Source organism: Pseudomonas silesiensis (genome assembly GCF_001661075.1).
Classification (GTDB): Bacteria; Pseudomonadota; Gammaproteobacteria; order Pseudomonadales; family Pseudomonadaceae; genus Aquipseudomonas; species Aquipseudomonas silesiensis.
Map to the genome: position 1 here is coordinate 5,477,781 of NZ_CP014870.1, position 21,277 is coordinate 5,499,057.

21 protein-coding genes and 1 tRNA gene are annotated in these 21,277 nt (G+C 56.9%); 13 read left to right on the plus strand and 9 right to left on the minus strand.

Annotation, left to right across the window (positions count from 1 at the left end):
- Positions 1 to 20: 20 nt before the first annotated feature.
- The 3 genes from yajC to queA are packed head-to-tail and all read right to left on the minus strand — an operon-like array spanning position 21 to position 2,570.
- Positions 21 to 356: a preprotein translocase subunit YajC gene (yajC, locus tag PMA3_RS24310; protein ID WP_007982729.1), complete on the minus strand. Its 336-nt coding sequence runs from the start codon at positions 354 to 356 to the stop codon at positions 21 to 23.
- Between the two features lie 43 nt (positions 357 to 399).
- Entirely contained in the window at positions 400 to 1,515 is a 1,116-nt protein-coding gene (tgt, locus tag PMA3_RS24315) for a tRNA guanosine(34) transglycosylase Tgt (protein WP_128870527.1), read from the minus strand.
- Positions 1,516 to 1,520: 5 nt separating this feature from the next.
- Positions 1,521 to 2,570: a tRNA preQ1(34) S-adenosylmethionine ribosyltransferase-isomerase QueA gene (gene queA / locus PMA3_RS24320; protein ID WP_064679573.1), complete on the minus strand. Its 1,050-nt coding sequence runs from the start codon at positions 2,568 to 2,570 to the stop codon at positions 1,521 to 1,523.
- A gap of 108 nt (positions 2,571 to 2,678) precedes the next feature.
- On the opposite strand from queA, the gene PMA3_RS24325 reads away from it, so the two are divergent.
- The 5 genes from PMA3_RS24325 (at position 2,679) to PMA3_RS31125 (ending at position 6,188) form a co-directional block, all read left to right on the plus strand.
- Positions 2,679 to 2,763 (plus strand) — tRNA-Leu (locus PMA3_RS24325).
- Between the two features lie 157 nt (positions 2,764 to 2,920).
- Positions 2,921 to 3,250: a hypothetical protein gene (locus PMA3_RS24330; protein WP_064679574.1), complete on the plus strand. Its 330-nt coding sequence runs from the start codon at positions 2,921 to 2,923 to the stop codon at positions 3,248 to 3,250.
- Positions 3,251 to 3,597: 347 nt separating this feature from the next.
- Positions 3,598 to 4,977, plus strand: coding sequence for an AAA family ATPase (locus PMA3_RS24335; protein WP_064679575.1), 1,380 nt, complete (start codon positions 3,598 to 3,600; stop codon positions 4,975 to 4,977).
- Complete coding sequence (locus PMA3_RS31120) at positions 4,978 to 5,511, plus strand: hypothetical protein (RefSeq protein ID WP_082930410.1); 534 nt, start codon at positions 4,978 to 4,980, stop codon at positions 5,509 to 5,511.
- Entirely contained in the window at positions 5,508 to 6,188 is a 681-nt protein-coding gene (locus PMA3_RS31125; protein ID WP_082930411.1) for an RNA ligase family protein, read from the plus strand. The genes PMA3_RS31120 and PMA3_RS31125 overlap by 4 nt, the downstream gene beginning before the upstream one ends.
- Before the next feature lie 1,008 nt (positions 6,189 to 7,196).
- Here the strand turns inward: PMA3_RS31125 and PMA3_RS24345 are convergent.
- On the minus strand, positions 7,197 to 8,141 hold the full coding sequence (locus PMA3_RS24345) for a DUF3298 domain-containing protein (protein WP_202970120.1): 945 nt from the start codon (positions 8,139 to 8,141) through the stop codon (positions 7,197 to 7,199).
- Between the two features lie 767 nt (positions 8,142 to 8,908).
- Between PMA3_RS24345 and PMA3_RS24350 the strand changes: the two genes are divergently transcribed.
- Positions 8,909 to 9,217 (plus strand): DUF3077 domain-containing protein, encoded by a 309-nt coding sequence (locus PMA3_RS24350; RefSeq protein ID WP_064679578.1) that lies wholly within the window; start codon positions 8,909 to 8,911, stop codon positions 9,215 to 9,217.
- A gap of 569 nt (positions 9,218 to 9,786) precedes the next feature.
- Here PMA3_RS24350 and PMA3_RS24355 read toward each other — a convergent pair.
- The 3 genes from PMA3_RS24355 to PMA3_RS24365 all read right to left on the minus strand — a co-directional run bounded on the left by PMA3_RS24355 (position 9,787) and on the right by PMA3_RS24365 (position 11,152).
- Positions 9,787 to 10,155 (minus strand): PH domain-containing protein, encoded by a 369-nt coding sequence (locus PMA3_RS24355; RefSeq protein ID WP_064679579.1) that lies wholly within the window; start codon positions 10,153 to 10,155, stop codon positions 9,787 to 9,789.
- Positions 10,156 to 10,206: 51 nt separating this feature from the next.
- Positions 10,207 to 10,659 (minus strand): hypothetical protein, encoded by a 453-nt coding sequence (locus PMA3_RS24360; RefSeq protein ID WP_064679580.1) that lies wholly within the window; start codon positions 10,657 to 10,659, stop codon positions 10,207 to 10,209.
- A gap of 133 nt (positions 10,660 to 10,792) precedes the next feature.
- A complete protein-coding gene (locus tag PMA3_RS24365; protein WP_064680797.1) occupies positions 10,793 to 11,152 on the minus strand; it encodes a potassium channel family protein in 360 nt (119 codons plus the stop codon).
- Between the two features lie 527 nt (positions 11,153 to 11,679).
- Between PMA3_RS24365 and PMA3_RS24370 the strand changes: the two genes are divergently transcribed.
- The 7 genes from PMA3_RS24370 to PMA3_RS32720 all read left to right on the plus strand — a co-directional run bounded on the left by PMA3_RS24370 (position 11,680) and on the right by PMA3_RS32720 (position 19,888).
- Positions 11,680 to 12,156, plus strand: coding sequence for a formate dehydrogenase subunit gamma (locus PMA3_RS24370; protein ID WP_064679581.1), 477 nt, complete (start codon positions 11,680 to 11,682; stop codon positions 12,154 to 12,156).
- Entirely contained in the window at positions 12,153 to 13,715 is a 1,563-nt protein-coding gene (locus PMA3_RS24375; protein ID WP_193408117.1) for a formate dehydrogenase beta subunit, read from the plus strand. The genes PMA3_RS24370 and PMA3_RS24375 overlap by 4 nt, the downstream gene beginning before the upstream one ends.
- Positions 13,712 to 16,594 (plus strand): formate dehydrogenase subunit alpha, encoded by a 2,883-nt coding sequence (gene fdhF / locus PMA3_RS24380; protein ID WP_064679583.1) that lies wholly within the window; start codon positions 13,712 to 13,714, stop codon positions 16,592 to 16,594. The genes PMA3_RS24375 and fdhF overlap by 4 nt, the downstream gene beginning before the upstream one ends.
- Positions 16,591 to 16,812, plus strand: a complete 222-nt coding sequence (locus tag PMA3_RS24385) for a formate dehydrogenase subunit delta (protein WP_064679584.1) — start codon at positions 16,591 to 16,593, stop codon at positions 16,810 to 16,812. The genes fdhF and PMA3_RS24385 overlap by 4 nt, the downstream gene beginning before the upstream one ends.
- Positions 16,813 to 17,014: 202 nt before the next feature.
- On the plus strand, positions 17,015 to 18,943 hold the full coding sequence (locus PMA3_RS24390) for an alkaline phosphatase D family protein (RefSeq protein ID WP_064679585.1): 1,929 nt from the start codon (positions 17,015 to 17,017) through the stop codon (positions 18,941 to 18,943).
- Positions 18,944 to 19,044: 101 nt separating this feature from the next.
- Positions 19,045 to 19,548, plus strand: coding sequence for a P-loop NTPase family protein (locus PMA3_RS24395; RefSeq protein WP_064679586.1), 504 nt, complete (start codon positions 19,045 to 19,047; stop codon positions 19,546 to 19,548).
- A 166-nt stretch (positions 19,549 to 19,714) separates the two neighbouring features.
- Positions 19,715 to 19,888 carry a type II toxin-antitoxin system Phd/YefM family antitoxin gene (locus PMA3_RS32720; RefSeq protein ID WP_161491157.1) on the plus strand — a complete coding sequence of 58 codons (174 nt, stop codon included), beginning with the start codon at positions 19,715 to 19,717 and terminating at the stop codon, positions 19,886 to 19,888.
- Positions 19,889 to 19,966: 78 nt separating this feature from the next.
- Here PMA3_RS32720 and msrA read toward each other — a convergent pair whose 3' ends face one another.
- Both msrA and msrB read right to left on the minus strand, forming a co-directional pair.
- The gene (gene msrA, locus PMA3_RS24400) at positions 19,967 to 20,674 is read right to left on the minus strand and encodes a peptide-methionine (S)-S-oxide reductase MsrA (RefSeq protein WP_064679587.1); all 708 of its coding nucleotides are present in this window, start codon (positions 20,672 to 20,674) and stop codon (positions 19,967 to 19,969) included.
- 56 nt (positions 20,675 to 20,730) lie between these two features.
- A complete protein-coding gene (msrB, locus tag PMA3_RS24405) occupies positions 20,731 to 21,249 on the minus strand; it encodes a peptide-methionine (R)-S-oxide reductase MsrB (protein ID WP_064679588.1) in 519 nt (172 codons plus the stop codon).
- Positions 21,250 to 21,277 lie beyond the last annotated feature (28 nt).

A 21,277-nucleotide genomic window follows, 5' to 3' on the forward strand; every position in this document is an offset into this window, starting at 1 on the left:
GATTGAGTAGAAGTTGAAACTTAGATCGCTTTGAGCGTGCCTTTTGGCAGCGTGGCGGCGATGGCGCCTTTCTGGAATTTCATTTCGACGGTGTCGGAAACTTCCAGAACCACGAAGTCGTCGGCCACTTTGGTGATCTTGCCGGCGATACCACCGGTGGTCACCACTTCGTCGCCTTTTTGCAGGCTGCTCAGCAGGTTTTTCTGCTCTTTGGCGCGCTTGGCCTGTGGACGCCAGATCATCAGGTAGAAGATGACCAGGAAACCGACCAGGAAAATCCACTCAAAGCCGCCGCCCATAGGGCCTGCAGCAGGTGCAGCAGCATCAGCCATGGCGTTAGAGATAAAAAAGCTCATTTAGCACTCCAGTTGCAAATGTTGAATCTTGGGGTCAGAAAACTCAGTCCAAAGGCGGAACGGGAAGTCCGCGTTTGGCGTAGAAGGCATCGACAAAGGCGGCCAATGTACCCTGTTGAATAGCCTCGCGCAAACCAGCCATAAGCACCTGGTAATGGCGCAAATTGTGGATGGTATTCAACATGCTACCCAGCATTTCGCCGCACTTGTCCAGATGGTGCAGATAAGCACGGGAGAAGTTCTGGCAGGTGTAGCAATCGCAGGTTGGATCCAGTGGCGAATCATCATGGCGATGGAACGCGTTACGGATCTTCAGCACGCCTGTATCAATGAACAGATGCCCATTGCGGGCATTACGGGTTGGCATCACGCAATCGAACATGTCCACACCGCGGCGCACACCCTCCACGAGATCTTCCGGTTTGCCAACGCCCATAAGGTAACGAGGTTTGTCAGCCGGCATCTGGCCCGGCAGGTAATCCAGCACCTTGATCATCTCGTGCTTGGGCTCGCCCACCGACAGACCGCCGATGGCCAGGCCATCGAAGCCGATCTGGTCGAGGCCTTCCAGGGAGCGCATGCGCAAATCCTGGTGCATGCCGCCCTGCACGATGCCGAACAGCGCCGCCGTGTTGTCGCCATGGGCCTCTTTCGAACGCTTGGCCCAACGCAACGACAGCTCCATCGACACCCGCGCGACATCTTCGTCGGCCGGGTACGGCGTGCATTCGTCGAAAATCATCACGATGTCCGAGCCCAGGTCACGCTGGACCTGCATCGACTCTTCCGGGCCCATGAACACCTTGGCGCCATCGACCGGAGAAGCGAAGGTCACGCCCTCCTCCTTGATCTTGCGCATCGCCCCCAAGCTGAACACCTGGAAACCGCCGGAGTCCGTCAGAATCGGGCCTTTCCACTGCATGAAATCGTGCAGGTCGCCGTGCTTCTTGATCACTTCGGTGCCAGGACGCAGCCACAAGTGGAAGGTGTTGCCCAGAATGATCTCCGCGCCGGTTGCGGTGATATCCCGCGGCAGCATGCCCTTGACCGTACCGTAGGTGCCCACGGGCATGAAGGCAGGGGTCTCGACGGTACCGCGCGGGAAGGTCAAACGACCGCGACGCGCCTTGCCGTCGGTGGCCAGCAGTTCAAACGACATACGACTCATACTGTTTCCTCTGGGCCGCGCGGCGCCGGATTACGGGTGATAAACATCGCATCACCGTAGCTGAAAAAGCGGTAACCATGCTCGACGGCGGCTTTGTAGGCGGCCATGGCTTCGGGATAACCGGCGAACGCCGAAACCAGCATCAACAGCGTGGATTCGGGCAAATGAAAGTTGGTGACCAGGGCATCGACCACATGGAACGGCCGGCCCGGGTAGATAAATATGTCGGTATCGCCGCTGAACGGCTTGAGCACGCCATCGCGCGCCGCGCTTTCCAGGGAACGCACACTGGTCGTCCCCACCGCCACCACCCGACCGCCACGAGCGCGACAGGCGGCCACCGCATCCACCACGTCCTGGCCGACTTCCAGCCATTCACTGTGCATGTGGTGGTCTTCGATCTTCTCGACCCGCACCGGCTGAAAGGTCCCCGCACCCACGTGCAAGGTCACGAACGCCGTCTCGACGCCCTTGGCGGCAATCGCCTCCATCAGCGGCTGATCGAAATGCAGCCCCGCCGTCGGCGCCGCCACCGCACCCAGACGCTCGGCGTACACCGTCTGATAACGCTCGCGGTCCGAACCCTCGTCCGGGCGGTCTATATAAGGCGGCAACGGCATGTGCCCGACGCGATCCAGCAGCGGCAACACCTCTTCGGCGAAGCCCAACTCGAACAACGCATCATGACGCGCCAGCATCTCGGCCTCGCCACCGCCGTCGATCAGGATCTTCGACCCAGGCTTGGGCGACTTGCTGGAACGCACATGCGCCAGCACCCGATGGCTGTCCAGCACCCGCTCCACCAGGATTTCCAGCTTGCCGCCGGAAGCCTTCTGGCCAAACAGCCGCGCCGGAATCACCCGGGTATTGTTGAACACCATCAAATCGCCCGGGCGCAAATGCTCGAGCAAATCAGTGAATTGACGGTGTGCCAGGGCGCCGCTGACCCCATCCAGGGTCAACAGACGACTGTTGCGTCGCTCGGCCAAAGGGTGGCGGGCGATCAGCGAATCAGGGAGCTCGAAGGTAAAGTCAGCAACGCGCATGATGGGGTTCGTCTAGCAGGGCCGCAAAGTCTAGCGGAAACCTCAAAAATTTTCCATGAAAGCTGATTGACCAACGGTAATCTCATCTCTATACTTCGCCGCCATTGAGCCCTGATGGCGGAATTGGTAGACGCGGCGGATTCAAAATCCGTTTTCGCAAGAAGTGGGAGTTCGAGTCTCCCTCGGGGCACCAAAATTAAGAAAGGTCTTGCTTTGCAAGGCCTTTTTTTTCGCCTGCGATAAAGTGGCTGACACCCCGCCGACCTGTAGGAGCCGGCTTGCTGGCGATGCTTTTGATCCTGCTTTCCACACCACCCGCACCGCTGGAACATTTCACGAGGATTCCCCCTATGGAATTGCTGCTGGAAACCGTTGCCCTGTTCTCACTCAAGCTTGCTTATGAGGCGGAAGATTCGAGTCCGATTCTGCGGGATGATTTGGTGATGAGTGATTATGAGCGGGAGGTTTTTGGGTTGTTGGTGCGTCGGGGGGATGTTGAGGCGATTCAGGTGAAAGTGGATGAGTGTGTGGGGTTGGCGCTGGAAGCCGTTGGTGGTGGGGACAAGCCGCTGGGACGTGAATTGCAGAGACTCGCAGCCGAATTTGCCAGTAGCCAGACGATCGAGCAGCTTGATGCCCCGCTCATCGCGCTCAACGATTATCTAAAAGATATTCAATAAATGAAAGCGAGGAGCCTGAGAATGGTAGTGCCCGATAGCCAAACCGACGTTGGTCGCTCGTCTTAACCGATAAAAATTCTGTCCCCTTTTCCTTTTCCGCCCCCTTTTTCCACGTCTCCTTTCCCCAGTTTTTTACTGTCTACCAGCGTTTTCCAAGTCTACTTCCGGCCAGAAGCTGACGTCGGCTCATGACAAGCTAACGGCAAATAGTAGACATTTGGTCCACCAGCCAAGCCTAGGAAACCAACTGATGTTACTGGCTATTGTCCATATCAAAAGTCAAAGCCATACTGCGGAAGATAAGGAGGCCTTAAAGTAGATGGCTTACCAGAAAAAAGGAGACTTCAGTGCTGACCGAGCTACGGGTACAAAATTTCAAAGCCTGGAATGATACAGGCAAAGTGCGTCTCGCCCCATTGACAGTTATTTTTGGAACTAACAGCTCGGGCAAGTCTAGTCTTGGACACTTGCTATTAGCGCTTAAACAAACCGTGCAGATGGCCGATCGCAAACGAGCTTTTCAACTGGGCGATGATCATTCTTTAATTGACCTAGGTACTTTTGCCGATTGCTTGCATGGCCACGATTTATCGCGAGAACTGGGAGTTAGCCTAAGCTGGAAACTGCCCCGTGCCATTACTGTAAAAAATGCCTCAGTCCATGGAGAAATTTATAGCGGAAATGAACTCTCGCTGTCTGCAGCGTTGGTAGCGGATCGCTCTGGTCAGCCGCGGACGAAAGAAATTCGCTATATCCTGACTCAAGATGGCGAAAAGACACTCGATGTTTTACACACAGGTACTGGTTCACGTGGGAATCTCGAATGCTCTCCAATGCGCTTGGTCCATGCGAGTGGCCGAAAGTGGCCAGCTGAACCACCTGAGAAATTTTATCGTTTTGCTGACCGCACACTTCTGCGTTATCAAAATGCTGATTTTCTAGCTGAATTTGCATTGGAAACAGAACGAGTCCTCGATGCACTGTATTATTTAGGCCCATTGCGCAGCCCGGCGAAAAGAGTTTATCAATGGTCAGGGGACACTCCACCGGACGTCGGAGCTCAAGGTGAATCGAGTATTGCCGCGCTTCTAGCAGCGACTGAGCAAAAAAGAGAACTTAACCGAGGTTACCGGAAACATCGACAGCGCTTTGATAGCTTTGTCGCTGGCTGGTTAGTTGATCTAGGAATTATAAAAGAATTTCGTGTAAAGGCCGTAGCTAGGGGCCGGAAAGAATACGAGGTGCTGGTGCGCACCTCTACGGACTCCCCCGAAGTGAAATTGACTGATGTGGGGTTTGGGGTGTCTCAAGTATTACCCGCACTTGTTCAAGCATTCTACTGCCCGCCAAATTCAACCCTATGGATGGAGCAACCAGAAATACACTTGCATCCGATGGCGCAATCAAATCTAGCCGACGCCATGATAAGTGCAGTTCAGTCTTATGAAAACGGACAACCTCGCGGCACTCAACTTATAATCGAAACACATTCAGAACACTTTCTCAATCGCCTACAACGACGAGTAGCCGAACGAATAATACCAGCCGAGGATATTGCGGTATATTTTGCCAAGAACAAAAAAGGAGGAGCTGAGCTTGAGGAGTTGAAGCTAGACAGTTCAGGTGAAATTCTTAACTGGCCTGATAACTTTTTTGGCGACGAAATGGGTGACATCGTAGCTCGAACACTTGCGGCGATTCAGAACTCAGACACAGGAGTCCAATGAATGCCCGCAACTGTAATTGATACAAATGTGTTGCTTGTCGCCAACGGTAGTCATGCTGATGTTTCAAATGCTTGTCGAGTAGAATGCATTTCTCGATTGCAAGCACAGCAGCATGGTGTAACTGTAATTGATGACAAGGGTTTAATACTTCGGGAATATCATAATAAAACACAACCTAACCAACCCAAGGGGGTCGGTGATGTTTTCCTAAAATGGTTATTGCGAAACCAACGAAATACTAAGTATGTGCATCAAGTAAGTATAACCGAGCAAGCGGGCAACACTTTCGCTGAGTTCCCATGTGTTTCTTTGCAAGCTATATTTGATCCGCCTGACCGTAAGTTTGCTGCGGTCGCCAACGCACACCCTCAGAAACCCGTAATCTGGCAAGCTGCGGACTGTAAGTGGTTAGACTGGTGGAAGGAGTTAAGCAAGTCTGGTATAAAAGTTGAATTTTTATGTGCCGATGATGTATGTCGATTCTATAAAAATAAATTTCCAACGAAGAAACAGCCAGAACTACCAAAATCATGAGAGATTTTTTCAGATTTCCGCACACACCTCATTTAAAGTGGCTGGCTCCAGGGATCCCCCGTGGAGATAAGGTATTAAGTGATACTGCCCTCGACTTCTTGTTGGAAAAAATCGTAATTATTGAGGAAAAGCTTGATGGGGCGAATTTAGGAATCTCCCTAGCGTCGGACGGTCAGTTTCAAATTCAAAACCGAGGTCAATATCTAGTGCCTCCCTACACCGGTCAATTCTCTCGACTGCCTGGCTGGCTGATGCAACACGGCGAAAAAATTCGAGATGCATTAAAGCCCGGCCAGATAATTTTTGGTGAGTGGTGCGCCGCTAGGCACTCTTTAGATTACACGAGACTACCAGATTGGTTTTTGGTTTTTGATATATTTGATAATTCGGCGAATCAATTCCAGAGCTGCGTTAAGCGCAATAACACGGCATCGAAAATTGGCTTGTATACTGTGCCTTGCTTATTTACTGGCCATGTTAATATTAAACAGCTTGAAAAGATTCTTATGAGTGAGAGGAGCAGATTCCGGCATGGAAAGGTCGAGGGCTTGATAGTTCGCCGAGATTCAGAGGAATGGTGCGAGGCTAAAGCGAAACTGGTACGACCTGATTTTACTCAAGCCATAGAAGAACACTGGCGCACAAGGCCAATTGAATGGAATTCCATCTCCCGCTGAATGAAGTGGACGTAGTTTTTGAGGGAGGGGGGAAGGAAGGGAAAAAGGGAAAAAGGGAAAAGGGACGGATTTATTTTCCGGACCACCCAATAAATCCGCCCCATCCCCCCCATAACAACTAAGGACAAATTTTCGATGCTGAGTACTGGAGTTTTTCTTTTCGCCATTTTCATATATGGAACGCTGGCGTACATCGTCAAACGTAGAATTTACAACTCTCTGAAAATTGAACGATGCCAATCTTTCGACTGGGAACCTGGACATGAATGGGCTCTAATTTTAAGCCCCGATTTTTGGTGGGCTATTCGTTTCAAATCACGCATAAAATCCTTATGCGCGGAATATTCGAAAGAAAAGCTTAAGACATTCGTCACACTCAGCAACACCTACAATTTTTGGTTTAGTCTAGCATTTGGGGTAGTAACCCTAATTTTTGCAAGTCACTTTCCCACTTCATATACCGCACACCTCCTATTATCACTGGCGGTCATACGCTTTGTATCTCGTAGCCTTGAAATCACCTATGCCTTTGTCACAGATGCATTTCAAGACTCAGAATCGACTACTGGCCTTACCAGCAAAGAACGAATCATTTTGGCCATGAAGAGCTATGTAGAGATATATCTCTACTCTGCACCTGCCTACCTTATTTTCACGAAGTGCAATGATGCATGGGCAGCGATAAGCCTTTCAATGAACGTTGGCACATTAACAAACGTAGGCCAAGCATTTGGAATGGTTGGTATGGGTTTCGAAATTAACATGGTTTTCATCCAGATTTTTACAACATTGAGCCTAGTAATTCTTAGTCTAGCATCGTACCTATCCAGATCGGACAGAATTAAATAGCACCGTTAAAAAAAAGGAAAAAAAGGGAGACGGATTTATTGTAAAATTTACGGAATTTGAACGAAAAATAATAAATCTGCCCCATTTCCAGCCCCCATTTCCACTCCCGTTTCTCCCCCAAATGACTTTAGTGTCTGTAGCACTTGGACGGAGATGCGTTCACGAGGTGCTAACCTCCATGCTTGCAATCGCTTTGGGATCGCAGAAAGGGGCGATCTCATAGAAGCTCACCCATATCCTCTGCTCTCCTTCTGCATAGCAGGCAATCCTGTACTCCGGAAAGGTAAACGTGAGGCCGTGTTGCTCTATGTTGAACAGAGAAAAGTTTTCCAAAGTCGGTTCGGTTCCCGTGATCAGCCAGTCTGTCTTGTAGCGACCGGTGTCTGCCAATTTTTGGCGGATGTGGTCAGCTAGACTTGGTAGGCGGGTAATGTCGCCAAGCACATACTCCAAGGTGATTGGATTGAATGGCTTTAACAAATAGTTGAGTACTCGGGTACTTCGTCCTCCATGTGCTGCACCTGAGTAATAGTAGTCAATGGTGTACCGGATGCTGATAATCCGATCATCTCGGCGAATAACTTGATAATGACCATCCAACAGGTTTTTTAAATGGGATAGCGGATAGTCAGCAGCTGACGCGTCGGAGTCATCACTCTCCTGAGCTTCTTGAAAGGAGGCGAGAAGCTCACACCCCCAAGCCTCAATGTTTCTTGAGACTATGCGCTCTACCACAGACGGAAAGTCAGGAAAGTCAAATTGAAAAGAAAAACCAGGAGTACCGTGGTTCTCCTCCTTCATTCGACGCCGGAGTTCGATAACACCTGCTTGAAAAGTACCGTTATCGTGTATACCAAACTCCTTGGCAAGATTTTCCTTGTAAATCATTAGAGATTTGCGATCAATGTCCCCATTGTGAGCTCGACGATGGCAAATAGGGCAAAGCGCAATCAGGTTCAAGTATTCGTGGGTTTGGCAGGTTTCCCAAGGCACGATGTGGTGTATATCGAGTTCAGTCTGGTTGCATCGGGGTATGGCACAGCGGTGGCCACATTCGACTAAAACAGCGCGCCGGATTTCTGCGGGTATGGCGGGTCTAGCCAAGGGATGCCTCTCTGAAAAAAGCGACGAAACATTGAATTGAGGGTACCGAAGGAAAATACGCCTTCCCTCAGAGGCTGTCGAGATCGGGCGATAGCTCTATAAAAAAGGTGGCAGACTACGTTTTCTGATCGTACAGATGATGAGAAGGTGGTCTATTCCCTTACTTCTGCCACATTCGCCACTATGGACACCACACGAACCATTAGTGGAGAGCAACCTCTTTCATTGCATGCAGCATCGTTGGCTTTTCGAGCCTTCGCTGGATGCAGGACTAGTGGCAGAGAGGGAGAGGTCGAGCGATTCCGAAATAACGGTGGAGTTATTTTCTGCGATGCCCAAAGGAGGCGATTGTCAGCCGCAGAACTTGAACGTGGGGCTGCAAATGTTGCAGGAGCGGGATCTGCAAGATACTCTCCCACCGTCGCTGCCAATTCAGCGACCGGGTGTGGTAACCCGAGTTATTCAAGGCGCTACAGCGCCCCATCACGTCTGCCGGCGCTTTTTTTATGCCAGCGGCGTGAGTTATGGCAGCTGTGCGTGGGACGCCTTCGGGCGTGCCGGTTTCCTTGATTCCCGGTTTACCACCCTGCGCACAGCTGTCACCCATTCGTGTGGTAACGAACGTGGCAGCTCCTCATATCAAGGAGTCTGATAATGCGCAGCATCAATCCGTACAAAATTTGGGTTTTCCCTCAACGCGACTTCCAGTTGCGTAACGCCCCACCATTCACCCTCACCCTCCGCCTCTCCGTTATCGGAGGTGGCCAATGACCGAACAATCAGAGCTGAAAACAATCGGCTTAACACCCGCCATCTACCGCTCCGATCAACCGCTATTCCATGTCACCCGCGGAGTTCCTCTAGCCGATGCATTATCCATGGCGTCCGATTTTCTATTCTTGGCCAAAACGCTCACCGAAGATGCCGCCTACGCCACAAACACTGACCGTCACGCCTGGGCTGCGCATTATTTGACGGCGATGAGCAAGGCGCTGGTTGATGATGCGGTGAAGGTGCTTACGCGGGACCGGAATGTTGCGCCGATGTCCAAGCGTTCAGCGGAGGCTCAAGGCTAGCTTCCGGGGTTTAGGCGTCAGGTATAACGCTTGTTGGGACGGGTTTGGTCGCGGTGGGCTTGGGCATTCAGCGGAGTGGTGGTTGCCTTAGGTTTTTCGCGAGCAAGCTCGCTCCTACAGGGGGTGGTTTGGAAGGTTTTGGAAGAGTTGGCTTGGGCTACTTCCATGTTCCATAAACAAGAAGGCCCGAACGTAATGCCGGACTGAGCCAGCACCAGAGGATCGGGCGCGATTGGGGTAAATCGCTGCCGAAGCCAAATGACCAAGTCAATGTGTACGGCACATAAAGCGCCGCGGTGACGGTGCTTACACGAGGCCACGCTTCTGCACCGACAGCTATGCGGGCGGCGGCGCAGTCTGAAGAGTAGTGGTTGGAAAATGGGGGATGGTTCTGATGCTGGTTGGTGAGGTATGACGCCTGGGGCAGCGGGTTGCTTGGGATGATCGCAGGGCTTTCATATTGATGTTGGCTGGTCTGGCGCTTTCGCTGGCAAGCCAGCTGCTACAGGGGTTGAGGTGAGCGACTGGTATTGTTTGCCCCGATTTTTCGGGGCTTTTGATCATTCGGTTCAGAGCACGTGCTGGGAAATCAGCTTCGATATTTCTACCATCGATGTCCTGCCGGTGAATTCGAATTTCACCTTGCCCAACGACGAAAAATAGATCTCCAGCTCGGAATCCAGGTCGAACGTCCCCGAGGTTTCCACCGAGTAGGCCACGATGTTTTTGTACGGCAACGAGGTGAAGTCTTTCTTGCTGCCGGTGAGGCCCTGCAGGTTGACGGCGATGATGCGTTTGTTGGTAAACACTACGCCGTCGCGCATGGATTTGTACGAGTCGATGACCTGTTCCCCGTCGAGCAATAGGGCGGAAACGCGTTCGGCGTATTCTTCGTTTTGCTTGAGCTTGAAGAATCCCTTGTTGTTGAAATCAATCATTTGCCGCTCCTGGTTTTAAATGCACTTCAACGCTTAAAGACGCCTCAACGGCTACTCAATCTGAATCGGCCCCTTGGTCCCGGCATCGCTGTCCATCCAGTAGTCTTCATTCTGCAGTCGCCGATCGCCCTGAATGGTGAAGAGGACCTTGCCCTGGCGAAACTGCAGCGTGCCGTCGGTGCGCTTGGCGTCGACCCGTTGGCCGTTGACCCAGACTTGTTCCTTGGCATCGATGCGGATGGTGGCTACGGTGTCGCCTGAATCGCTCTTGGCCACCCACTGTCCGGCATAGGGGGTCTGGGTGGTTGCGCTGTCCGCGGCGGGATTGGTGAAGCCGGCCTTGGCGTTTTCCGCCTTGGTCTTGTGGATATCGCAGCCTTGGGTTTCGCTGACCTGGGTGCAGCCGGATTGTTCGAGTTGCTGGCGGTATTTTTCGTTGATGGCGTACGCCGGGGACTGGGTCGCGATCAAGATGGCCAGCGCCGGCAGGATGAGTCTATTCATGTGGGCTCCTTTGCGATCTGTATCGAACGGCATCGCACGTTCACTGTAGCTGGCTGATCACGTCCTTCACAGCACCTGTGGATAACTCTACCAGCGCTGCGGCACGCCTTGCTCATCCGGACCAGGCATGACTTCACGCCGTCGGCTTATCCGACTCGTCCTGCCCCGCCGCCCGCACTGCTATCTCAATCGCCCGAACACTGATCGCCGCAAATATCGCTGTCATCAGCACCCCGTTGAACCCCAGAAAAATCGCCAGAACCCGCGAAACGCCAAGTTTCGGCACGAGTTCTCCATAACCAATGGTCAAACCGGTCACGAAGCCGAAATAGATGCCGTCAAAAGGATCCCATCCCTCCAAGTGGCTGATGATGAGGCCGATCAGCACGATCAGAAAAAGCAGTATGGAAAAGATCGGCCAGACAACGCGAAAGTAAAACCCGACTGCTTTGTAGAATTCTCGACGGACGTGCGACGCATGACTGGGGTTCATGGCATGAGCTTCCTGAGGTTTGTCTGAGCGGCAGGCGTATTGACCCTCCATCAGCTTGGCACAAGCGCTGGAAACTGGTGGCCAACTGATCCACTCCCCGTCCGTCTTGTTCACATTCTTGATGCGGTCCTTGAATTTCACCCCTCCCATGGCGTCGGCCAGTCGGCGCGGTGCATCCGCAGCAGGTTTGGGGTGGTTCGAACTTTATTCGCGATAGCGCTGAACATAGCGCCCCGACCATTCAGGGACGACGCCTCGGGCCGCACTCTTCTAGACTCAATAGAAGGTCGTGGAAAGAACCGGGCACGTCGCTTTGGTGCAGATGAATTGAAAGCCCCGTGGCAAGCTGATTTATGCCCTTTAAGAGGTGCGGCAAAGACCGCGCCGGGCAATAAGATGCCCGCTCAGGGTGCCCTGGCCAACGGTCCGAGAATGCCACGATACCGTGACGTGGTGTGAATGCCGCAGCCGACACTTTCGGACGACCGACAACCGCCTGGTTTGTCCGTGACCGTGAGGATTGCTGAATGCCTGATGAGACGTTGCACCTGCCGATGGTCAACAGCCTGTTGGAGCGCCACAAGGGCACTCCCGGCGCACTGTTGCCCATCCTTCATGATATTCAGGAACGCATCGGCTATATCCCCGATGCGGCCATCCCCGAGATTGCTCACGCGCTGAACCTGAGTCAGGCCGAGGTTCGCGGGGTGATCAGCTTTTACCATGATTTTCGTACCGCGCCGCCGGCGCGGCATATCCTGCGGCTGTGCCGGGCCGAGTCCTGCAAGAGTCGTGGCGCCGAGCAGTTGGCCGCCCAGTTGCGCGAGCGTCTGCAACTGGATGATCACGGCAGCAGCGCCGACGGCAGCATCAGTTTGCGTCCGGTGTATTGCCTGGGTGCCTGCGCCTGTTCGCCCGCGCTGGAGCTGGACGGCCGGGTGCATGCGCGGCTCAGTGCCGAGCGCCTGGATGCCTTGCTTGACGCTTGCCGGGAGGATGCATGATGTCGGCTCTCTATCTGCCCTGTGATTCGCTGGCCCGTGCCGTGGGGGCCGATGAGGTGGCGATGGCCCTGATCACTCAGGCCCGTGAGCGCAATCTGCCCCTGGAGCTGCAGCGCACCAGCTCGCGCGGCCTGTATTGGCTGGAACCGCTGCTGGAAGTGGACAGCCCCCAAGGCCGTATCGGTTTCGGCCCGCTGACCGCGGCCGATGTGCCATCCGTGCTCGAAGCGCTGCAAGGCGAGCCGTCCGCGCATCCACTGGCCCTGGGCCTGGTGGAAGAATTGCCGTATCTGAAGACTCAACAACGCCTGCTGTTCGCCCGGGCCGGTATTACCCGGCCGCTGTCGCTGGACGATTACCGGGAGCACGGCGGTTTCGAGGGTTTAACAAGGGCCGTCAACATTGGCGGCGAGCAGACCGCGACGGAAGTGTTCGATTCCGGCCTGCGTGGCCGTGGCGGCGCGGCTTTCCCGGCCGGGATCAAATGGCGCACGGTGCGTGCCACCCAGGCGGCGCAGAAATACATCGTGTGCAACGCCGACGAAGGTGACTCCGGCACCTTTGCCGATCGCATGTTGATGGAAGGCGACCCCTTCCTGCTGATCGAAGGCATGGCCATTGCCGGCATCACCGTCGGCGCCAGTTACGGCTACATCTATGTGCGCTCGGAATATCCAGACGCCGTGGCCATTTTGCGCCAGGCGCTGAACATCGCCCGATCCGCCGGTTACCTGGGCGCCAATGTCGGCGGCAGCGGCCAGGCTTTCGATATGGAAGTGCGGGTCGGTGCCGGCGCGTACATCTGTGGTGAGGAAACCGCGCTGCTGGACTCCCTCGAAGGCAAGCGCGGCGTCGTTCGCGCCAAGCCGCCGATCCCTGCCTTGAAGGGCCTGTTCGGCCTGCCGACCCTGGTGCACAACGTGCTGACCCTGGCCTCGGTGCCGCTGATCCTGGCAAAAGGTGCGCAGTTCTATCGCGATTACGGCATGGGCCGCTCCCTGGGCACCATGCCCTTCCAGCTGGCGGGCAATATCCGTCACGGCGGCCTGGTGGAACGGGCCTTTGGCCTGACCCTGCGGGAACTGGTGGAAGACTACGGCGGAGGTACCGCCAGTGGCCGGCCGCTGAAGGCTGCGCAGATTGGCGGGCCTTTAGGCGCCTGGGTGCCGCCAAGTCAATTCGACACGCCGCTGGATTACGAAGCCTTCGCCGGCATCGGTGCGATGCTAGGTCACGGCGGTGTGGTGGTGGCTGACGACAGCCTGGACATGGCCCATATGGCGCGCTTCGCCATGCAGTTCTGCGCCGAGGAATCCTGCGGCAAATGCACCCCATGCCGCATCGGTTCCACCCGTGGCGTGGAGGTGATCGACCGTCTGCTGGCCGCGCCGGACCAGAGCGGTCGCGATGAGCAGGTCATCATCCTCAAGGACCTGTGCGACACCCTGCAATACGGTTCGCTGTGCGCGTTGGGCGGCATGGTCTCGTTTCCGGTCGCCAGCGCCCTCAAGCACTTCCCCGCCGACTTCGGCTTGCAGCCCTCGGAGGCCGAGCAATGATCACCCTCTTCGACCCGAAAACAGACATCGACCTTGGAACGCCTGCCCGCGACAGCCAGGTGCAGGTCACCCTGAACATCGATGGCCGCAGCATCAGCGTGCCCGAAGGCACCTCGGTGATGCGCGCCGCCGCGCTGCTGGGCACCACCATTCCCAAACTCTGTGCCACCGACAGCCTGGAAGCCTTCGGCTCCTGCCGCATGTGCCTGGTGGAGATCGACGGGATGCGCGGCTACCCGGCGTCCTGCACCACGCCGGTCACCGAAGGCATGAGCGTGCACACCCAGACGCCCAAGCTCGCGACCCTGCGCCGCAACGTCATGGAACTGTACATCTCCGATCACCCGCTTGACTGCCTGACCTGCTCGGCCAACGGCAATTGCGAGTTGCAAACCGTCGCCGGCCAGGTCGGCCTGCGGGAGGTGCGTTACGGCTATGAAGGCGACAACCATCTGGCCGACGTCAAGGACACCTCCAACCCCTACTTCGACTTCGACCCGAGCAAGTGCATCGTCTGCAACCGCTGCGTGCGCGCCTGCGAAGAAACCCAGGGCACCTTTGCCCTGACCATTACCGGGCGCGGTTTCGAATCCCGGGTGGCCGCCGCCGGTGGCGATAACTTCCTCGAGTCGGAATGCGTGTCCTGCGGCGCCTGCGTGCAAGCCTGCCCCACCGCGACCCTGATGGAAAAAAGCGTGGTCGAACTGGGCCAGCCGGAACGCAGCGTGATCACCACCTGTGCCTATTGCGGCGTGGGCTGCTCGTTCCGCGCCGAGATGAAAGGCGACAAGCTGGTGCGCATGGTGCCGGACAAGAATGGCCAGGCCAACCACGGCCACTCCTGCGTCAAAGGTCGCTTTGCCTGGGGCTACGCCACCCACCCGGATCGCATCACCAAGCCGATGATCCGCAAAAACATCAACGACCCGTGGCAGGAAGTCAGCTGGGATGAAGCGGTGACCTACGCCGCCAGCGAATTCCGTCGGCTGCAGCAGACATACGGCCGCGATTCCATTGGTGGCATCACCTCCAGCCGTTGCACCAACGAAGAAACCTACCTGGTGCAGAAACTGGTGCGCGCCGCCTTTGGCAACAACAACGTCGACACCTGTGCGCGGGTCTGCCACTCGCCGACCGGCTATGGCCTGAAACAAACCCTGGGCGAGTCCGCCGGCACCCAGAGTTTCGACTCGGTGATGCAGGCCGACGTGATCCTGGTGATGGGCGCCAACCCCAGCGACGCCCACCCGGTGTTCGCCTCGCAGCTCAAACGCCGCCTGCGTGAAGGCGCGCGGCTGATCGTCATCGACCCACGCCGCATCGATCTGGTGGACTCGGTGCACGCCCGCGCCGAAGTGCACCTGGCCCTGCGCCCGGGCACCAACGTCGCCATGCTCAACGCCCTGGCCCATGTCATTGTCACCGAGGGCCTGCTCGACCAGGCGTTTATCGACGCCCGTTGCGAGGGTAACGATTTCGCCCGCTGGAGCGAGTTCGTCAGCCGCGCAGAAAACTCACCGGAAGCCCTGGGCACCATCTGCGGCGTAGACCCTGCCGACATCCGCGCCGCTGCCCGCCTGTATGCCACCGGCGGCAACGCGGCGATCTACTATGGCCTGGGTGTCACCGAGCATAGCCAGGGCAGCACCGCGGTGATGGGCATAGCCAACCTGGCCATGGCCACCGGCAACATCGGTCGCGAAGGCGTGGGCGTTAACCCGCTGCGGGGGCAGAACAACGTTCAGGGCTCCTGCGACATGGGCTCCTTCCCCCACGAGCTGCCCGGCTACCGGCATATCTCCAACGAGGTGGTACGGACGCAGTTCGAACAGGCCTGGAACGTCACCTTGCAACCCGACCCGGGCCTACGCATTCCCAACATGTTCGAAGCGGCCCTGGGCGGCAGCTTCAAGGGCCTGTATTGCCAGGGCGAAGACATCGTCCAGAGCGACCCTAATACCCAACACGTCACCGCCGCGATGTCGGCCATGGAGTGCGTGGTGGTGCAGGACATTTTCCTCAACGAAACCGCCAAGTTCGCCCATGTATTCCTGCCAGGCTGCTCGTTCCTGGAAAAAGACGGCACCTTCACCAACGCCGAGCGACGCATCTCCCGGGTGCGCAAGGTCATGGAGCCACTGGGTGGCAAGGCCGACTGGGAAGGCACCATTGCACTGGCCAACGCCCTGGGTTACCCGATGAACTACCGGCACCCATCGGAAATCATGGATGAAATCGCCCGCCTGACGCCGACCTTCACCAACGTCAGCTACGCCGAACTGGATCGCCACGGCAGCCTGCAATGGCCGTGCAACGCCGAGGCACCGGACGGCACGCCGACCATGCACATCGAGGAGTTCGTGCGCGGCAAGGGGCGCTTCATGCTCACCGGTTACGTGCCCACCGAGGAAAAGGTCAACAACCGCTATCCTCTTCTGCTGACCACCGGGCGCATCCTCAGCCAGTACAACGTCGGCGCCCAGACCCGGCGCACCGACAACGTCGCCTGGCACGCCGAAGACCGCCTGGAAATCCACCCGACCGACGCCGAGAGCCGTGGCATCAACGAAGGTGACTGGGTCGGCATCGGCAGCCGCTCCGGCCAGACCGTACTGCGTGCGCGAATCACCGAACGGGTCGCCCCGGGCGTGGTGTACACCACCTTCCACTTCCCGGAATCGGGGGCCAACGTCATCACTACCGACAACTCCGACTGGGCCACCAACTGTCCGGAATACAAGGTCACCGCCGTGGAAGTCAGCCGCGTCTACCACCCTTCGGAGTGGCAAAAACGCTACCAGAGCTTCAGCGAGGAACAGGACCGTCTGCTCAAGGAACGCCGTCAGGCCCGTGGCGCTCAAGTGGAGGTACGCCGATGAGCACTGCCAACCTGATCAAAATGGCCAACCAGATCGCCCAGTACTTCGCCAGCGAACCGGACGAGCAACTGGCGGTGCTCGGCGTGCGTAATCATCTGCAACTGTACTGGGCGCCGACCATGCGCAAGGAGTTGCTGGCCTGGCAGACCGAGCATCAGGGGGCCGACTTGCACCCGCTGGTGCAGGCGGCGGTCAGTGGGGCGGGTTGGGAGGCTTAGGTTCGCACGAGCGTGATAATTGCTGGGTAATCGCGCCTGAACCTCTGGTGCTGGCTTGGTCCGGCACTATGTTCGGGCCTTCTTTTATCCGGTATTCGGACCGTTGCAAGACAAGTGCAAGAACCCGACATAAGTCAGCAACGATTCATTTACACCAGCTGCGTTATCATCCGGCGTTTCTGCACCTCGAGTCTTGAAACGGATGCCCATGTCTTCACCCTTGTCTGACGCTGATCAATCCCTGCCCCCTGTCCTCGTCGGCCCGCTGTTGCGGCGTCTGGAGCCCACGCGGCTGGTGTTGTGGCTAGTGGGGTCGAGGGCGTTGTCGCTGACGTTGCGGCTGCAGGATGTCGGCGATATCCGCCTGGACGATACGCAGTGCACGGTGGTCCCGGTCGGCACTCACGCCTTCGTGCATTTGATCGATGTGCCACTGGACAGCCCCCTGCCCTGCGACACGCTGATCGACTACGACCTGTTGATCGATGACGATGGCACCGAGTCAGGCATCGCCGACTGGGCCCCGCACTTGCTGTACGGCGAGGCCGGTTGCCCGAATTTCGTCCTGCGTTCACAAGTCGATCAACTGTTGCACGGTTCCTGCCGCAAGCCGCACTTCCCGGCGCCGGATGGTCTGCTCTGTGTCGATCGCTTGCTGGAGGCCGAGCCGGAGGCAGAGAAACGACCAGCGCTGTTGATGATGAGCGGCGACCAGGTGTACGCGGACGATGTCGCGGGGCCGACGTTGCGGGCCATTCATGCCTTGATCGAGCGGCTGGGACTGTTCGAGGAGTACCTCGAAGGGGCGGTGGTCAGCGACAGCGCCAAGCTCTATAACCACCCGGCCAGTTACTATCATCGGGCGGATCTGTTGCCGGCGCTGCAAAGCAACGACACCCTGCGTGACCGGTTTTTCGGCGGCGCGCGCAAGCCGATTTTCACCAGCAGCAGCGCCGACAACCACCTGGTGACCTTCGCCGAGGTCATGGCCATGTACCTGCTGGTGTGGTCGCCGACGCCCTGGACCCTGATCGCGCCGAAACCGCCGAAATTGATCCCCGAACGGCGCGAGCGGTATGCGCTGGAGCAGACCCGGATCGATGGCTTCAAGGCCGGTCTCGGCAACGTGGCCCGAGCGCTGGCGCATCTGCCGAGCCTGATGATTTTCGACGATCACGACATTACCGATGACTGGAATCTTTCCGCGCAGTGGGAGGAAACGGCCTACGGCCATCCGTTCTCCAAGCGCATCATTGGCAATGCGCTGATTGCGTACATGCTGTGCCAAGGCTGGGGCAATAATCCGGATGCATTCGGCGAGGTGCTGGAAAAGACCCGATCGTTGAGTGCCACGGGGCAGGATCACTACCTCGACAGCGATGTCCAGGACGCGTTGATCGACGAGCTGTTGAGGTTCCAGAACTGGCATTTCGTGCTACCCACCACCCCGGCAATCGTGGTGCTCGACACCCGCACCCGGCGCTGGCGCAGCGAGATGACGCTCAAGCAGCCATCGGGTCTGCTGGATTGGGAAGCACTCAGCGAACTGCAACAGGAACTGCTGGATCATCCCTCGGCGATCATCGTTTCGCCGGCACCGATCTTCGGCGTCAAACTGATCGAAACCGTGCAGCGCGTCTTCAGCTGGTTCGGCTACCCCTTGCTGGTGGACGCGGAAAACTGGATGGCCCATCGCGGCGCGGCGCAGGTGATCCTGAACATTTTCCGACACTCGCGTACACCTGGTAACTACGTGGTGCTGTCGGGCGATGTGCATTATTCCTTCGTCTATGAAGTGCTGATCCGACATCGCAAGGCGGGGCCGCGGATCTGGCAGATCACCAGCAGCGGCATCAAAAACGAATTTCCGCCGCGCCTGCTCGAGTGGTTCGACCGGCTCAACCGCTGGCTCTATTCGCCACGCTCGCCGTTGAACTGGCTGACCAAACGCCGGCAGATGCGCATTGTTCCGCACGTACCCGAGGATGCCGAAGCCGGTGAACGGCTGTGGAATTCGGCGGGGATCGGGCAGGTGTTCTTTAATGAAAAAGGACAGCCGCAGGAGATTTATCAGTTGAATGCGGATGGCGCGCCGAAGACGCGGATGGTGGCGCCTGAGGAGAGTGACTGACCGGGTGGGACAGAGTCGCCTGCTTCGTCGGAACACCGCCCGGCGCCGGCTCGCTCCTTCCGTTGAGATTGGCTCTGCGAAACGTTTGATCGGTGTCACTTATGGACTTCACCAGAACCCTGATCATTGGCAATTCCGGTTCCGGCAAGAGCTGGCTGGCCGAGCGATTGGCCAGGCATCTGCAAGTGCCGTGGGTTGATCTGGATTCGATTCACTGGTTATCCGACGAACACAGTATCGCGCGGCCCCGGGGCGAGGCATTGGCGATGGCGCGGATTGCGGCCAGTGAAGAGCGCTGGGTGATCGAGGGGGTTTACGGCTGGATGGCCAGCGAACTTGTCCACCGGGCCACGGCGCTGATCTGGCTGTGTATTGAAGATGAGGAATGCCTCGTCAATATTCGCCAGCGAGAAGCCGGGCGCGATGATAAGGATGAGTTGTTGATCGCCCTGCTGGACTGGGCCGGCAGTTATCGGATGCGCGATGACTCCAGTGGATTTGCCGTGCATCAGCGACTGTTCGAGGGGTTTACCGGTTCGAAACTTCAAATGAAGGACCGCACTGAGGTGATGGCTTTCGCGAGTACGATGCGACGAACCAACTGATATCACCGCCCTTACCCTTTTATGGCCGGAGCTTGGCCAATATTTCGCACCTGCACTAATGTCCGGCGTTTAAATCGGATCGGGATTACAACGTTCACGGAAAAGTCTTCTGGAAAACGGATCCATACTGCACGCCTATCGGAATGCGGAGAAGAGGATGCGAACCATGAAACAACCAGATAGCGACCACCTTGGAAAAGGCTCTGCGGCCAATTCCAAAGCATTTGATGAAACCGCATACCTCTTGAGTTCAAAAGCCAACGCGCATCGATTGCTCAAGTCGATCGCTAACCTACGGGCAGGAAAACTGACGACACTGAAGGAGACACCAATCCTGTAGATACCGTCTTGAACCTCACCGGGCAAGCACTAACCGGCCCGACAGGCCTTGAACCATGGGTGCCATGCCTCTGCCTGCTCACATCCCCGCCTTCACCAACACCGGTTTTTCCTGATACCGATCCGGATACAGCCGCTTCAACTGCGCCACCTTCGGCAGGTCGTTGATCACGATGTAGGGATAGGTCGGGTGCTCGGTCAGAAAGTCCTGATGCTCCTCCTCCGCCGGGTAGAAACCGTTGTAGCTTTCCAGCCGGGTCACAATAGGTTTTTTGAAGGAGCCGGCGGCGTCGAGCTGGGCGATGTAGGCCTGAGCCACCCGCTGCTGCTCGCTGCTTTGCGGGAAAATCGCCGACCGATACTGGGTACCGGTGTCAGGCCCCTGACGATTGAGTTCGGTCGGGTCATGGGCCACCGAGAAGTAAATCTGCAGCAAGGTGCCATAGCTGACCTGGGTCGGATCGAAGGTCACTTCGACGGACTCCGCATGGCCGGTATCACCTTCGCCGACCCGCTCATATCGAGCCGTGTCGGCTGTACCGCCAGCGTAGCCGGAGACGGCCTGCTTCACGCCTTTGACATGCTGGAACACACCCTGCACGCCCCAGAAGCAGCCGCCGGCAAGGACTGCGGTTTCGCTACGGGCCTGGGTAGTTTCGTCCAGGGCCGGAGGAGGAATGAGCACCGCCTCTTCAGCGGCCCCGAAAGAGAACGCCGCGCATTGACCGATGACGCCAGCGGCGGCTAGCCCTAGCAAGGCGCGACGCCAGGTGAAGAGGATTTTCATGAGGCTGACTCCTGGGTGAATGGATGGCAGGCTGCACAGGCGGTTGAGAAAAAGAATCAGGCCACCTGCGGCTTGAAGGTCAGCGCCAGACCGTTCATGCAGTAACGCAGGCCGGTGGGCTTGGGCCCGTCATCGAAGACATGGCCCAGGTGGCCGCCGCAGCGTCGACAGTGAACCTCTTCGCGCAGTACGCCGTAGGAGCGGTCCTGACGGGTGGCCACGGCTTTGTCCAGCGGCGCCCAGAAGCTCGGCCAGCCGGTGCGGCTGTCGAACTTGGTCGAGGAGGAAAACAACGGCAGATCGCAGCCGGCACAAACAAACATGCCGTCACGGTGTTCATTGTTCAGCGGGCTGCTGTAAGCCCGTTCGGTGCCTTCTTCACGCAGGATTTCGTACTGCTCGGCGCTGAGCATGGCGCGCCATTCGCTGTCGCTGTGGACCACCTCGAAGACCTGCGCCGCGCTGGCATCACTGATGATTGCGGAACTTGCGGCAAATTTTGGCAATACACCGATCACCAGGGCTGCAGCCCCCAGCCCGCCGCTCGCTACGAGAAACTGGCGCCGTGAAAACATGATCTTCTCCGATTAATTCAGGTGCCTG